16 protein-coding genes are annotated in these 14,316 nt (G+C 58.7%); 9 read left to right on the top strand and 7 right to left on the bottom strand.

Features of this window, described 5'->3' with window-relative positions; all coding sequences use genetic code 11:
* Window positions 1–15: 15 nt before the first annotated feature.
* The 3 genes from EY643_RS04320 to EY643_RS04330 are packed head-to-tail and all read left to right on the top strand — an operon-like array spanning window position 16 to window position 2,935.
* Window positions 16–1,341 carry a hypothetical protein gene (locus EY643_RS04320; RefSeq protein ID WP_240732817.1) on the top strand — a complete coding sequence of 442 codons (1,326 nt, stop codon included), beginning with the start codon at window positions 16–18 and terminating at the stop codon, window positions 1,339–1,341.
* Complete coding sequence (locus tag EY643_RS04325; RefSeq protein ID WP_240732818.1) at window positions 1,328–2,116, top strand: class I SAM-dependent methyltransferase; 789 nt, start codon at window positions 1,328–1,330, stop codon at window positions 2,114–2,116. Before EY643_RS04320 ends, EY643_RS04325 begins: the two co-directional genes overlap by 14 nt.
* Window positions 2,117–2,176: 60 nt before the next feature.
* Window positions 2,177–2,935 (top strand): SDR family NAD(P)-dependent oxidoreductase, encoded by a 759-nt coding sequence (locus tag EY643_RS04330; RefSeq protein WP_170287277.1) that lies wholly within the window; start codon window positions 2,177–2,179, stop codon window positions 2,933–2,935.
* Here EY643_RS04330 and dapE read toward each other — a convergent pair.
* The 3 genes from dapE to EY643_RS04345 are packed head-to-tail and all read right to left on the bottom strand — an operon-like array spanning window position 2,921 to window position 5,470.
* The gene (gene dapE / locus EY643_RS04335; RefSeq protein WP_152661036.1) at window positions 2,921–4,054 is read right to left on the bottom strand and encodes a succinyl-diaminopimelate desuccinylase; all 1,134 of its coding nucleotides are present in this window, start codon (window positions 4,052–4,054) and stop codon (window positions 2,921–2,923) included. The genes EY643_RS04330 and dapE overlap by 15 nt on opposite strands.
* A 14-nt stretch (window positions 4,055–4,068) precedes the next feature.
* Window positions 4,069–5,088, bottom strand: a complete 1,020-nt coding sequence (gene dapD / locus EY643_RS04340) for a 2,3,4,5-tetrahydropyridine-2,6-dicarboxylate N-succinyltransferase (RefSeq protein WP_152661037.1) — start codon at window positions 5,086–5,088, stop codon at window positions 4,069–4,071.
* Window positions 5,089–5,113: 25 nt separating this feature from the next.
* The gene (locus tag EY643_RS04345; protein ID WP_152661038.1) at window positions 5,114–5,470 is read right to left on the bottom strand and encodes an ArsC family reductase; all 357 of its coding nucleotides are present in this window, start codon (window positions 5,468–5,470) and stop codon (window positions 5,114–5,116) included.
* Window positions 5,471–5,544: 74 nt separating this feature from the next.
* Between EY643_RS04345 and EY643_RS04350 the strand changes: the two genes are divergently transcribed.
* The gene (locus EY643_RS04350; protein ID WP_152661039.1) at window positions 5,545–5,973 is read left to right on the top strand and encodes an MAPEG family protein; all 429 of its coding nucleotides are present in this window, start codon (window positions 5,545–5,547) and stop codon (window positions 5,971–5,973) included.
* 32 nt (window positions 5,974–6,005) lie between these two features.
* On the opposite strand, the gene EY643_RS04355 is transcribed toward EY643_RS04350, so the two are convergent.
* The 4 genes from EY643_RS04355 to gatC are packed head-to-tail and all read right to left on the bottom strand — an operon-like array spanning window position 6,006 to window position 9,518.
* Complete coding sequence (locus EY643_RS04355; protein WP_152661040.1) at window positions 6,006–6,296, bottom strand: PA4642 family protein; 291 nt, start codon at window positions 6,294–6,296, stop codon at window positions 6,006–6,008.
* Window positions 6,293–7,735, bottom strand: a complete 1,443-nt coding sequence (gatB, locus tag EY643_RS04360) for an Asp-tRNA(Asn)/Glu-tRNA(Gln) amidotransferase subunit GatB (protein ID WP_152661041.1) — start codon at window positions 7,733–7,735, stop codon at window positions 6,293–6,295. The genes EY643_RS04355 and gatB overlap by 4 nt, the downstream gene beginning before the upstream one ends.
* Entirely contained in the window at window positions 7,735–9,201 is a 1,467-nt protein-coding gene (gatA, locus tag EY643_RS04365; protein WP_152661042.1) for an Asp-tRNA(Asn)/Glu-tRNA(Gln) amidotransferase subunit GatA, read from the bottom strand. The genes gatB and gatA overlap by 1 nt, the downstream gene beginning before the upstream one ends.
* Window positions 9,202–9,230: 29 nt before the next feature.
* A complete protein-coding gene (gene gatC, locus EY643_RS04370) occupies window positions 9,231–9,518 on the bottom strand; it encodes an Asp-tRNA(Asn)/Glu-tRNA(Gln) amidotransferase subunit GatC (RefSeq protein WP_152661043.1) in 288 nt (95 codons plus the stop codon).
* A gap of 235 nt (window positions 9,519–9,753) precedes the next feature.
* Here gatC and EY643_RS04375 point away from each other — a divergent pair, with 235 nt between their 5' ends.
* The 5 genes from EY643_RS04375 to rng all read left to right on the top strand — a co-directional run bounded on the left by EY643_RS04375 (window position 9,754) and on the right by rng (window position 14,272).
* Entirely contained in the window at window positions 9,754–10,791 is a 1,038-nt protein-coding gene (locus EY643_RS04375; RefSeq protein WP_152661044.1) for a rod shape-determining protein, read from the top strand.
* A 131-nt stretch (window positions 10,792–10,922) separates the two neighbouring features.
* Entirely contained in the window at window positions 10,923–11,723 is an 801-nt protein-coding gene (mreC, locus tag EY643_RS04380) for a rod shape-determining protein MreC (RefSeq protein ID WP_240732819.1), read from the top strand.
* A gap of 2 nt (window positions 11,724–11,725) precedes the next feature.
* On the top strand, window positions 11,726–12,214 hold the full coding sequence (mreD, locus tag EY643_RS04385) for a rod shape-determining protein MreD (RefSeq protein ID WP_152661046.1): 489 nt from the start codon (window positions 11,726–11,728) through the stop codon (window positions 12,212–12,214).
* A 1-nt stretch (window position 12,215) separates the two neighbouring features.
* On the top strand, window positions 12,216–12,818 hold the full coding sequence (locus tag EY643_RS04390) for a Maf family protein (protein ID WP_152661047.1): 603 nt from the start codon (window positions 12,216–12,218) through the stop codon (window positions 12,816–12,818).
* Window positions 12,815–14,272: a ribonuclease G gene (gene rng, locus EY643_RS04395; RefSeq protein ID WP_152661048.1), complete on the top strand. Its 1,458-nt coding sequence runs from the start codon at window positions 12,815–12,817 to the stop codon at window positions 14,270–14,272. Before EY643_RS04390 ends, rng begins: the two co-directional genes overlap by 4 nt.
* Window positions 14,273–14,316 lie beyond the last annotated feature (44 nt).

The raw sequence follows: 14,316 nt of genomic DNA on the forward strand, positions 1-14,316 counted from the left end.
TTCCTATAATAGCACTTGAGCAGCGAAGAAAAGGGAGTAGAGATGGACGACAAGGGCAGTATTTCCGGGACCGGGTCAGGCGGTACCGACAGCACAGCGATCTCTATCGTCCAGCGGGGTAACCTGAAGACTCTGGAACAGACCCTGCGAAAGCAGTGGCGGCTGGGCCAGAATATCGTGCTGAGCTGGAGTGCCGACGAGCGTGGCCTGCTGGTAATTATGGTGCCGCACTATTTCCTGGGTAACTATTGTGCAGATGAAAACCAGGACAATGAGGGCTTTATCCGCGAGCTCATTTCCGGCAGACGCCGGCGTGACCGCGACGATATGTTTGCGATCTCCAAGCGCCTTGAAGTAGCGCCTATTTTTATCAAGTTAAGTTCTCCGCTGAGTGAAGAGCCAGCAGTGCTGGACGCAGTTGAGCAAATGATTTGCCGCTATGGGGTCAGCTATGTCGACAGCCGGGCGGTTCTGCTCTTCGATATTGTTGAGTTCTCCCTATTCACCCCGTTCGAGCAGGCGAGCCAGCTCAACAGCCTCTCCTATTCGTTCAACTCGGCCTATAACAAGCTCGCCTCGATGGGTATCGATATCGAGTTTGCGCGCACGACAACGGGCGATGGTTACTATGTCTGGAACAAGCGATTGGGCCCCGAGGCCAATCGCGACCTGTTCTACTTCATGTTGCTGGTGGGCGCGGATAACGCCGTCGCAAGGGCTGCGTCTCGCGGTAACACGGTCCCGCAGATTCGCACGGCCTACCACGTGGGCGGCCACTATGAGTTGTATCAGGCTGCTGGCGTTAATCCATCGGTGTTCAGTTACATCGTGGGCGACGTCACTATCGAGCTGGCGCGAATGCTGGACATGGCCGTTTCTGAACAGATTCTGGTGGGTGAGTTCGATACCACCATTGCCGATGGCAGCCTGGGTTCGCAGCGGGTGCCCTCGCCAGCGTTTGTGAGCGCCTGTAATCGTGGCCTCGAAGCTCTGTCGGGGCTGCAGCTTTCGAGTAAGAACCTCAACAGCATTCGCTGCCAGCTCTCAGAGTATCAGGACGATGAGTCAGTGCGCAGGCCGCGGCGTTTCCTGATCACCGACAAGCACGGCCTCTCGCGCCATGCCTACAATCTGCAAGTTGCTCTCGATCTGGAGGGCAAGCCACTTAAGCTCGGCCTCGAAGAGGGGCGGCTGAGTGACGCCATGCGTGCAGAGGCCGCTGAGCCCCCCCCATCGACTGGAGAGGCGCCGGCGGGCTCTGCGGCAACGGCTGAGGAACTGTTCGATGACCTCGCCCAACTCCTCGGCAAGCGCAGGCAGGGCAGCATTGTCGAAGATTGATTACGCCTGCGTCGCGCCAATAGACGACGCGTTTCTCACCAGCGCGCAAGAGATCGCAACACGGCTCGATCTACCTCTCATTGCTGTGCCCGTTGCCCCCCGTCAATGCACCGAGACGGGTTTACTGTTGCAGTGTGGTGAAGAACTGGCGCTGCAGCTGACAGGCCCCAACGCACCTGGCCCGGTGGCGGTAGACTTTGGATCCTCTCACATGCGTCACCGCCGGCAGTCCGGACACAACGAGCTTCTGGGGCGCGCGGCTGGCGTGGGCAAGAAGCCCCGGCTTGGCGTTGTGGATGCAACCGCAGGACTGGGACGGGACAGTTTCGTGTTGGCTGACCTCGGCTGCGAAGTCCTGCTGTGTGAGCGCAACACCCTGATACAAAGCCTGCTGCAAGACGGCTTGCGCCGCGCCGGCCTGGGGGATCTATGGCTGCAGGAGGTGGCCTCGCGAATGTCCCTCTGGTGTGGCGACAGCACGGGAGCGCCCCAGCTGGCGCAGGGCGAATGGGATGTTATTTATCTGGACCCGATGTTTCCCGCGCGCGAAAAGAGCGCGGCAGTCAAAAAGGAAATGGCGCTGTTTCAGTACCTGTTGAGCGACGATGCGCAGGATCAGGGTGCGCTGTTGGATTGGGCGCTGATGCAGGACGTGGCCAGGGTAGTTGTGAAGCGCCCACCGAAGGCAGAGCATCTGGGAGATAAAAAGCCGTCTCACAGTATCAAGGGTAAGGCTGTTCGCTACGACGTGTACGTTCTTCGTGCGCTAGCCTGACACTGGGCCCGACTGCGAGGTATGATCCCTCCGCAGCTACTTAGCTTACTGGACACATACATGCCTGAATCAAAAACCATCGCGCTGGTCACCGGCGCCTCCTCCGGACTGGGTCTGGAATTCTGCCGCCAACTGGCTGGCCGCTGTGACGTGATCATCGCAGTTGCACGACGGGCTGATCGCCTCGAGGCGCTGGCGGTAGAGCTGGATGGCGTAGCAGAGGTTCACCCGGTAGTAGCGGATCTCGCCACTGTGGAAGGGGTGGCTCACACCATGGAAATGCTGCGCCAGAAAGGGCCAGCGGATATTCTGGTAAATAACGCGGGATACAGCCCATACGGTTATTTTTCGACGTCGGCGATCGACCAGCAGCGCGGCATGCTTGCGCTGCACTGTGACGCCACAATCACCCTGTGTCGGGCGGCAATTCCGTTCATGGCCGAGTCCGGTGGCGGCACGATTATCAACGTATCTTCTCTGGGTTCATTCGTGCCGGGTCCCGGGCTGGCGGTGTACGGGGCGACCAAGGCTTTTCTGAACTACTTTTCCCAGTCACTGGCTGCTGAGGTGGCTACGCAGAACATACACGTCCAGGCGCTTTGCCCGGGCCTGGTTCGCACGGAAATCCACGACCCGATGGCTGACCAGGGATTCGATGGTTCAGTGTTCCCGGATGAGATGTGGATGCAGGCGGACCAGGTGGTAAAGGCCAGCTTGGCGGCACTCGGCAGTGGTCAGGTGCTGGTGACGCCCGGCCAGGGCAATACCGATATCGCGCGCATGGGTGCGCAGGCATTGCTCGATTCAGTCGGCGGTTAAAAGGTTCTCAAGAATGCCGCGATAGATAGCGGTCAGACGCGGCAGGTCGGGTGCGTGCACTTCCTCGTTGAGTTTGTGGATTGTGGCGTTGATGGGGCCCAACTCGACTACCTGTGCCCCGGTGGGCGCGATAAAGCGGCCGTCTGAGGTCCCGCCGGACGTTGACAGTTCTGTATCCAACCCAGTCACAGTGCGAATACTGGCGACGGCTGCTTCTACCAATTCACCGCTCGGTGTCAGGAAGGGTTGCCCGCTGAGACTCCACTCGATCGCGTAATCCAGCGCGTGTGAATCGAGAATAGCCTCGGTTCGCTGACGCAGTTCCACGTCGGTCACTTCGGTCGAAAAGCGGAAATTGAAAACGACTTCCACTTCGCCGGGTATCACGTTGGTGGCACCGGTGCCGCCGTTGATGTTGGAGACCTGCATCGACGTCGGAGGGAAAAACGTATTGCCTTCATCCCAGACTTCGTCCGTCAGTGATTTTAGGGCAGGGGCCAAACGATGGATCGGGTTTTCAGCCAGGTGAGGATAGGCAATATGTCCCTGTACACCCTTTACCGTCAGGGTGGCGTTGAGGGAACCGCGGCGGCCGTTTTTGATGACATCGCCAAGCGTTTTGGTACTGGAGGGCTCGCCCACCAGGCACCAGTCAATTTTTTCACCTTGCGCTGAAAGGTGTTCAATCACTCGCACGGTGCCGTCGGTTGCGGGGCCTTCCTCGTCGGACGTGATCAGAAAACCAATGCGTCCGGTGTGATCTGGATGTTCCGCTACGAATTCTTCACAGGCCACCACCATCGCCGCGAGGCTGGCTTTCATGTCAGCGGTACCGCGACCGTAGAGTGTGTCGCCCTTCAGGGTCGGCTCGAACGGAGGAGAATGCCACTGCTCCTCGGGCCCGGTGGGAACGACATCGGTGTGTCCAGCGAACACCAGAATCGGGCCTTTCTCGCCGTGGGTAGCCCAGAAGTTATCTACATCTCCGAAGGGCAGTGGGGTACAGCTGAAACCAATAGCTGTGAGCCTCTCCATCATCAGGGCCTGGCAGCCGCAATCCTCTGGGGTGACCGAGGGACGGCGAATCAGTTCACAGCAGAGTTCCAGGGTACTGTCCACGTTGGCTCCTATGCTCAATTGTGGGCGTGCAGTTCTTCGTTCAGCTCGATGGCGGAACGATTGGTGAGGCATTCGACCGCGCCGTTGGCTGAATTGCGGCGGAACAGCAGATCACTCTTGCCGGCAAGGTCGCGTGCCTTGACTGACTCGACGGCCTGGCCGTCGGCGTCGAGCATGCTGACTTTGGTGCCGGCGGTAATAAACAGGCCGGCCTCTACGGTGCAACGATCACCCAGGGGTATGCCGATACCTGCGTTGGCGCCAATGAGGCATTCTCTGCCAACAGCGATCACAATATCACCGCCCCCAGATAGTGTGCCCATGGTAGAGCAGCCGCCGCCGAGGTCAGAGCCTTCACCGACCATAACGCCCGCTGATATTCGGCCCTCGATCATGCCCGGGCCGTCGGTGCCGGCATTAAAGTTGACGAAGCCCTCGTGCATGATGGTGGTGCCTTCACCCAGATGGGCGCCCAGACGAACGCGAGCGGTATGGGCGATGCGCACACCAGTGGGAACCACGTAGTTCGTCATTTTTGGGAATTTATCGACACAGCTGACTTCCAGTAATTCGCCTCGCAGGCGCGCGTTCAGCTGACGCTCGGGCAGTTCGGCGAGGTCTATTGCGCCTTCATTGGTCCAGGCCACGTTGGGCAGCACGCCAAACAAACCGCTGAGATCAGTGCCGTGGGGCTTTACCAGACGGTGAGATAGCAGGTGTAGCTTCAAGTAGCCTTCGGGGACGCTCGTTGGCGGGGTGTCGTCACCCAGCAGGACTGCCACTGCAGGCCGGCCGCTGTCGCGAACGCGACTGGCGAAGGCGGCGAGTTCTGGTTCGCCGGCGTCGGTCAGTTTTTCTGCCAGTGCGCGCAGGTCGTCAGCAGTGAGTGGGCTAGCGCTATCCAGGCCGCTGGTCGCGGCTGTCAGTTCCGCGGATGGAGCCAGCACGGGCTGGGGGAAATATACTTCTAGCCACTCGCCCTTGGCGTTGAGTGTGCCGACGCCGAGGCCGAAGGCAAACGCTGAATCAGTCATGTTCATGTCCTGTGCTAAACCTCGTTCAGAGGGTATGGTGGTTGAATATCTGTTGGTAGCTGGCGTCCTTGAAGCCGCAGTGGTATTCGCCGCCAGCGTCGAGCAGTGGGCGTTTCACCAGGGTGGGCTCTTCGAGAATTGCCGCCAGTGCACTGTCGCGATCCATGTTCTCGCGCTGTTCAGGGCTCAGGCCCTTCCAGGTGGTACTGCGCCGATTGACTACGGTTTCCCAGCCCAGGGCGTCGAGCCAGTTGGCAACGTCACTGGCGCTCACTCCGTCAACGCGAAAGTCGTGGAACCGATAGTCCACGCCTTTTGCGTCGAGCCATTTGCGGGCTTTTTTGACCGAGTCGCAATTTTTGATACCGTAGAGCGTGATCACTGGCGTTCCTGCAGGGTACTTGAAAAATTTGGGTGCGCTAGCATAGCAAAAAACATAATTAGCGAGGTGAAAAAATGGCTCTACAAGACCTGTCTCTTACTCTGCCGATGCTGGGCATGCTTACCCTGACCATGTTGGTATGGGCGTATCTCCTGGTGCAGCGGCTGGGCTATGCGACCTCTCATGGCATTGACGCAGAGAATTTGAAATCGCCAGATCAGGTGGCGGCGCAAATTCCCGCGGAATCCTCTACGGCGAGCCACAATTTCAAGAACCTGCTCGAGGTTCCTGTCTTGTTCTACGTGATCTGCCTGTACCTGACCATGGTCGGCCAGGTCGATTCGCTATATGTCAACTGTGCCTGGGCGTTTCTCGGTTTCCGTGTGCTTCACTCGCTCATTCACTGCAGCTACAACAAAGTGATGCACCGGTTTATCGTCTACCTTCTGGCCAGCTTTGCCCTCTGGGTGATGGTGGTGAGGGCACTGTTGGCCGCGCTTTAATATCGCGCAGTTGAAGCAGCACTCACCGCCAGTCAGGCGGCGCCTGCAGCCTTCAGAATCTCTGCATAGGGCGTGCCCTTGCGGTGCTCGCCCACGATAGCCAGTACGGTGCGGCCATCACGGCCGGTGGCATTCACATCGCGCTCTTGCCCTGTGAACATGCTCACGAACAATTCGAAGTCGTCCGCTCGCATGCTCTGGTAGGCTTTCTGCAGGATATGAAAATCCTCATTGCTTCCATCGTGTGGCCGGAAATCCAAAAAGCTGCGGATGTGATCTTCAGTCCAGACGTCGTCTATTACTTTCTGTTTGTCTTTCTTCATTTCAGTTTCTGTGCGAGTAGTTTGTTGACCATGCCGGGATTGGCCTGGCCTTTGGAAGCTTTCATAACTTGCCCGACGAAATAGCCCACAAGTTTTTTGCGTTTGGCATCATCTGCGGCAAGGTATTGTTCAACCTGTGCCGCGCTGTTGGCTATTACTTCGTCCACCATGGCTTCGATAGCACCACTGTCTGAGACCTGCTTGAGGCCTTTGGCATCGATCACCTCGTCGGCAGTACCTTCGCCATTCCACATGGCTTCGAAGACCTGTTTGGCGATCTTGCCTGAGATGGTGTTGTCGAGAATACGATTAATCAAGCCACCCAGTGCGGCTGCCGCGACTGGAGAGGCGCTGATATCGAGTTCAGCCTTGTTCAGTAGCCCGAGTAGCTCTACCTGTACCCAGTTCGCGGCAATCTTGGCATCGCCGCAGACGGCCACCACGGCCTCGTAGTAGTCGGCCAGGGCAATGCTATCGGCGAGCACGTTGGCGTCGTAAGCAGAGAGTTGGTACTGCTCTACAAACCGGTGTCGCTTGGCGGTGGGCAGTTCGGGCAGCGTCTCGCGCACGGCCTCAACATAGGCTCCGTCGATCACGATCGGCAGCAGATCCGGTTCGGGGAAGTAGCGGTAGTCGTTGGCCACCTCCTTGCTGCGCATTGAGCGGGTCTCATCGCGGTCCGGGTCGTACAGGCGAGTTTCCTGAACGATCTTGCCTCCGTCTTCAAGAATGTCGGCCTGGCGGTCGAACTCATGGCGAATAGCGCGCTCTACAAAGCGGAATGAGTTGACGTTCTTTATCTCCGCGCGGGTGCCCAATGCCTCCTGGCCTTTGGGTCGCAGGGAGATATTGATATCGCAGCGCATGGAACCCTCTGCCATGTTGCCATCCGATATCCCGAGGTACGTCACCAGGCTGTGCAGTGCCTTGAGGTAGGCGACCGCTTCTGCGGCTGAGCGAATGTCCGGTTCGGACACGATCTCCAGCAGCGGTGTGCCGGCGCGGTTCAGGTCGATGCCACTCATACCGTGAAAATCTTCATGTAGCGATTTGCCGGCATCTTCTTCCAGGTGGGCCCGGGTGATGCCGATCTCTCGGGTGCTGCCGTCTTCCATCTGGATCTCGAAGCTCCCCTTGCCCACGATGGGGTCTTCAAACTGGCTGATCTGGTAGCCCTTGGGAAGATCAGGGTAGAAGTAGTTCTTGCGGTCGAACACTGAGCGCATGCCTATCTCGGCGCCGATGCCCAGGCCGAACATGACCGCCATGTGGACCGCTTCCTTGTTGAGGACCGGCAGCATGCCGGGCATGGCCAGGTCTACGGCACTGGCCTGGGTATTGGGCGCGGCACCAAAGGTTGTGGCGGAGCCAGAGAAGATTTTGGAGCGCGTGGCCAGCTGGAGGTGAACCTCAAGGCCTATCACTGTTTCCCATTGCATCAGGCGGCACCTCCATTGACGGTGGCAGGTGTTTGCTTGTGCCAATCGGTGGCCTGCTGCAGGCGGTGGGCCACGTTTAGCAGGCGGGATTCTTCGAAGTGGCGGCCAATGAGCTGCAAGCCAACAGGCTTGCCGTCTACAAGGCCTGCAGGGGTCGAGATGCCTGGCAGTCCGGCCAGGTTCGCCGCCAGCGTGTACACGTCTTCAAGGTACATCGCGACCGGATCGTTGCTTTTGGCGCCCAGAGGGAAGGCCGGGCCAGGAGTCGTGGGGCCCGCTATCACGTCGACGTCGTTGAAAGCCGTGAGAAAGTCGTCGCGAATCAGGCGGCGCGCCTGTTGTGCCTTGCGGTAATAGGCGTCGTAGTAACCCGCGGACAGTGCATAGGTGCCTACCAGAATCCGGCGCTTCACTTCGTCGCCGAAACCCTCCTCACGGGTGCGGGTGTAGAGATCGTGCAGATCTGCAGGGTCTTCGCAGCGGTGGCCGTAACGCACACCGTCGAAGCGCGACAGGTTGGTGGAGGCTTCCGCGGGGGCAATAATGTAGTAGGCGGGAATGGTGAGGGCGGCATTGGGCAGGGAGATTTCCACCAGCTCCGCGCCCTGGGCTTGTAGTTCTCCTAGAGCGGTTTTGATGCGCTCGCCGGTGGCTGCATCCAGGCCATCGCCGAAATATTCAGTAGGCAGGCCGATGCGCAAGCCGTCCAGCGGGGCATTGAGGTTTGCAGTGTAGTCTTCAGATGCCTGTTCTGAGGAAGTTGAGTCCAGCGGGTCGTGACCGGCCATGACATTAAGCAGCAGGGCACAGTCCTCTGCGGTGCGCGCCATAGGCCCACCCTGATCCAGGCTCGAGGCATAAGCGATCATGCCCAGGCGAGAGACTCGGCCGTACGTGGGTTTGAGGCCGGTAATGCCGCAAAAAGCCGCGGGCTGGCGGATTGAGCCGCCGGTGTCCGTGCCGGTGGCGGCCGGTGCCAACATAGCTGCTACGGCAGCGGCAGAGCCGCCGGAAGAGCCGCCGGGTACCAGCTTAATGTCCCAGGGGTTGCGAGTAGGGCCGTAGTAACTGTTTTCGTTGGAGGAGCCCATGGCGAACTCATCCAGATTGGTTTTGCCCAGAATAACGGCCCCGGCGTCGCGAAAGCGACTAATCACCGTGGCGTCGTAGGGCGGGACGAAGTTGTCCAGCATGCGTGAACCACAGCTGGTGCGCATGCCTTCGGTGCAGAATATGTCTTTGTGAGCGATAGGTACACCGGTCAGGGGACCACCCTGACCTGCTGCAATCTGGGCGTCCGCCGCGGTAGCAGCGGCGATAGCGGCCTGCCGATCGACGGTGATAAAAGCGTTGAGTTCGCCGTTAAAAGCGTCGATGCGGTCGAGGTAAGCGCTGGTGAGTTCCACGCTGGTGAAGCGGTTGTCCCGCAATCCTGCGGACAGCTCGGCGACAGTGAGTTCGTACATGGGGGTATCCCTAAAGCGGCGTGCGCTGCTTATTCAATAACTTTGGGGACGAGGTATAGCCCGTCTTCGGTGGCAGGGGCGATCGCCTGGAACGCCTCGCGGCGGTTTAGTTCAGTCACCTCATCGGCGCGCAGGCGCGCGGTGGCGTCCAGCGGGTTTGCCATGGGTTCAACGCCATCTGTATCGGCAGCCTGTAATTGGTCCACCATTCCCAGAATCTCAGTGATGCGCTGGGTTACCTCGCTAATTTGGTCGGCGTCAATGCCGATTCGCGCGAGCTCCGCAATTTTCTCTATCTCGTCTTGCTCTATAGCCATGCTTGTATAACCGGAGGAGGGTCGCCTGGCGGCGACAGGGGGCGTAAACTTATCACATTTGCGCCTTGCCCAAAATCCCCGCGATTGATACAGTTGCCCGAATAATACGACTCCATATAAGTCGGCCGAATTTGCCCCGTTTTCTAGGCCTCAAGGGGCGTCTGAACCGGTTGCCAGGGAGTTCGCGGACTGTCCAGCCCAGTTCTCCGTTGTATTCACAAGGTAGTAAAAATTAATGCTGAAGAAATTGCGTGGAGTGTTCTCCAATGACCTCTCCATTGATCTGGGTACCGCCAACACCCTGATCTACGTTCGCGACAAGGGAATTGTGCTGGACGAGCCCTCGGTAGTTGCCATTCGCATCCACAACGGCCAGAAGACCATCGAAGCCGTTGGTACGGAGGCCAAGCGTATGCTTGGTCGCACTCCAGGTAACATCACGGCTATTCGACCACTCAAGGATGGGGTTATTGCAGACTTTCAGGTGACTGAGAAGATGCTGCAGCACTTCATCGCTAAAGTTCACGAGAGCAAGTTTATTCGTCCCAGCCCCCGTGTGCTGGTGTGTGTGCCCTGCATGTCGACCCAGGTCGAACGCCGTGCAATCCGCGAATCCGCACTGAGTGCGGGTGCGCGCGAAGTACGCTTGATTGAGGAGCCCATGGCGGCGGCTATCGGAGCCGGCCTGGACGTGGAAGAAGCGACAGGCTGCATGGTCGTTGACGTCGGTGGTGGTACCACCGAGATTGCGATTATCTCCCTCAACGGTATCGTTTACCGCGATTCTGTGAGAGTGGGCGGCGACCGCTTCGATGAGGCTATCGTCTCCCATGTTCGTCGCCGATACGGCAGCTTGATCGGTGATGCCACGGCAGAACGCATCAAGGTCGAAGTGGGTTGTGCTTTTGCCGGCAGCGAACTGCGGGAAATTGACGTCCGCGGCCGCAACCTGGCAGAGGGAGTGCCCCGCAGCTTCACCCTCAACAGTGACGAGATCCTGGAGTCGCTGCAGGACCCCCTGAGCTCCATTGTCCAGGCGGTGAAGTCCGCTCTGGAACAATCGCCCCCGGAACTGGCAGCGGACATTGCCGAGAGTGGCATAGTGCTCACCGGTGGCGGGGCGTTGTTGAGAGATCTGGACCGTCTTATCTCCGAAGAGACGGGCCTGCCGGTTATTGTGGCGGAAGATCCCCTGACCTGCGTCGCTCGCGGTGGTGGTCGAGCCATGGAGTTGATGGATCGCAGAACGATAGATCTGCTCTCCACAGAATAGAAAAAAGCGCGGCAGAAGTCGCGGCTACCATAGGCGCGGCTTCTGCCGCGCTGTAAGATGTGATTGATGCCTGAACAACCAGCTTAGGAACTGTCATCAAGCCACTGTTCGTCAAAGAGTCCACCCTGGGATTGCGCCTGCTGCTGGCGATCGTACTTCTTGGCGTATTGATTACCGCCGACCTGCGCTATAACGCGCTGCAAACCACACGCTCATTCATGGAAATTGCTGCCGCTCCCGTCTATTGGGTGGCGGACCTGCCCAGCCGCCTGGTCGACTGGAACGAAACCAATCTTGTCTCCCGCGACGATATGCAGGAGGAAAACGAGCGGCTCAAACGGGAGAACCTGGTGCTGCAGGGGCGTTCGCACCAGATGGCTTCCTTGCAGGCGGAGAATGTCCGTTTGCGGGCGCTGCTAAACTCCAGTGCCCTGTTGCGAGACGATGTGCTGGTGGCGGAGTTGATCGGCGTCTCGCCTGACCCGGTGCGACACCAATTGGTGTTGAACAAGGGCGAAATGGACGACGTATTTGTCGGCCAGCCCTTGATTGATGCGGACGGATTGCTGGGCCAGATCATCGAAGTCAGTCCTATCAACTCCCGCGCGCTACTCATCACCGACGCCACGCATTCCATCCCCGTGCAGGTGAATCGCAATGGCGTACGCGCTATTGCTGAGGGCACAGGCAGTCTTGGCTCGCTAGAGGTTCATCATGTCTCCGCGACCACGGATATCCAGGAGGGAGACTTGTTGGTCACCTCTGGCCTGGGTGGCCGTTTTCCTGTGGGCTACCCGGTGGCCGTCGTTGACAGGATAGAGCGAGACCCAGGCGAACCCTTCGCGCAAATTACTGCCGTGCCGAGTGCTGCCCTGGATCGCAGCCGACACGTGCTGCTGGTCTTTACCCCCACAGCTGACCGGGAAGGCTGACCGTGGTGGAGCATGGCGCACATGGGTACTGGGCCATCGTGGTCTCGTTTTTCATTGCTATGGTGTTGGCAGTGATGCCGCTCCCGCTCTGGTTGGCCTGGGGGCGGCCCGAGTGGGTGGCGGTCGTTTTGATCTACTGGGTGATCGCGTTACCCCACCGGGTGGGTCTCGTGACCGGACTGGTGTTGGGAGTCATGCTGGATATCCTCGAAGGCGCCGTCTTGGGTCAGAATGCGTTCGCTCTGGGCGTGGTGGCCGCCCTGGCGATGACCCTCTACCAGCGCTTGCGGGTTTTCAGCATCGGCCAGCAAGCCGGTGTGGTTTTTGTACTGGTCGGCATCAATCAGATGATCAGCCAGTGGGTGCAGAATCTGCAGGGGGCGGGTGCCACAACCCTCTTATTTCTCTTGCCCGCTTTTTCGAGTGCATTGTTGTGGCCCTTCGTGCTTCACATACTGCGCGGCACTCGACGCCACTATCGAGTGAGTTGATATGGATCTTGTGCTCGCCTCAGCCTCACCCCGCCGTCGAGAATTGCTTGAGCAACTGGGCGCGAACTACTGGCTTGAGCCTGCCGATATCGATGAAAGCGTTCGTCCCGATGAAAAACCGGAGGACTATGTCCAACGGATGGCGCGCGAGAAAGCGATAGAAGTAGCGGGGCGCCATAGCGGGGAAGAGTGCGCAATTCTCGCCGCAGATACCTCTGTGGTCATCGACGACGATGTGCTGGGCAAACCCGTGGATCACTTCGATGGACTGGCCATGCTCGCGCGCCTGTCCGGCCGATGGCACAGTGTTTTTACCGCGATCTGCCTGCAATTGCCGGGCGGACAGATGCATGCAGATCTGGTGGAGACCCGGGTGCGCTTTGCCCAGCTCTCGCGTGAGCAGTGCGAGGCCTATCTCGCCACAGACGAGCCCTGGGACAAGGCCGGAGGGTATGGGATTCAGGGGCTGGCGGGGGCTTTTGTCAGTGCTATCGAGGGCAGTTACAGTAATGTTGTCGGCCTGCCTCTCCACGAGACCTGGCAGCTACTCGCTGCTGCGGGGGTGTCCACCCGGCTGGACTCAACGGGAGGGACTGCACCTTGAGCGAAGAAATCCTGGTCAATGTAACACCCATGGAAACCCGGGTGGCGGTTGTCGACAATGGCGCCCCCCAGGACATCCACATAGAACGCAGTGCCAATCAAGGCGTGGTGAGTAACATCTACGCAGGCAAAGTTGTGCGCGTGTTGCCCGGTATGCAGGCGGCCTTTGTCGATATTGGTCTTGAGCGGACCGGCTTTATTCATGTGTCAGACATCTTCGTCGCTGGCGGGCGAGCGTCTGACTCTATTCGCGATCACCTGCACGACGGCAAGAAGGTGATTGTGCAGGTTACCAAGGAGCCGCTGGGTACCAAGGGCGCGCGACTGACGACAGAGTTGTCGGTTTCCTCGCGTTATCTGGTGTTCATGCCGCAGACTTCTCATGTGGGTGTCTCCCAGCGCATTGACGATGCCGGCGAAAGGGAGCGCTTGCAGGAACTTCTGGCGCAGGGTCTTGAGCTTGAGGATATGGACAAAGATGGTGGCTATATCCTGCGTACGGCGGCCGAAGGGGCCGGCCTTGATGAGATTCGCGCGGATCTGCGCTTTCTCAAGCGTTTGTGGGTGGCCGTGTCTCGTCGGTCTCAGGCGGCGACCAAGCCGCAACTACTGTACACCGATTTACCGCTACATATGCGCACAGTGCGCGATCTGGCGCGGCCCGGAGTGGAGCGTATTCTGATCGACAGCAGGGAGAGCTTTAGCGCCCTGCAGGAGTTCTGCACTGACTACATGCCAGAAGTCTCTGACCTGCTGGAACACTATCAGGGAGAGCGCCCGCTGTTTGATCTGCACGGCATTGAGGACGAAATCCAGCGTGCACTGGGCCGCAAGGTAGAGTTGAAGTCAGGTGGTTATCTGATCATTGATCAGACTGAGGCAATGACGACCATCGATGTGAATACCGGGTCGTTTGTCGGCAGGCGCAATCTGGAAGAGACGATCTTCAAAACCAATCTGGAGGCTGCGACCATGCTTGCCCGGCAATTGCGAGTGCGCAATCTGGGTGGGATTATCATTGTTGATTTCATCGACATGCGTGATGAAGAACACCGCCGCCAGGTACATCGCACTCTGGAGAAGGCGATGCAGAAAGACCCCGCTCGCAACAAGATCACCGGCGTCTCCGAGCTGGGTCTGGTGGAAATGACCCGCAAGCGCACTAGAGAGAGTCTCGAGCATGTACTGTGCGAGGATTGTCCGGTGTGCGAGGGGCGCGGCGCGCTGAAATCCGCCGAGACCGTGTGCTACGAAATTTTCCGCGAAATTATGCGCGACGCCCGGGCCTACGACACGGCAAATCTTATGGTATTGGCCACCCAGGGTGTCGTTGACCGTCTGGTTGATGAAGAGTCGGCGAATGTGGCCGATCTGGAGGAGTTCATTGGTAAGACGATCAGTTACCGCGTAGAGCCCCACAATAACCCGGAACATTTCGACATCGTGTTGCTCTAAAGATCTACCATGAGTGCACCGTCCTCCAGTCGAGATTCAATTTT

It is taken from the genome of Halioglobus maricola, from assembly GCF_009388985.1.
GTDB lineage: Bacteria > Pseudomonadota > Gammaproteobacteria > Pseudomonadales > Halieaceae > Halioglobus > Halioglobus maricola.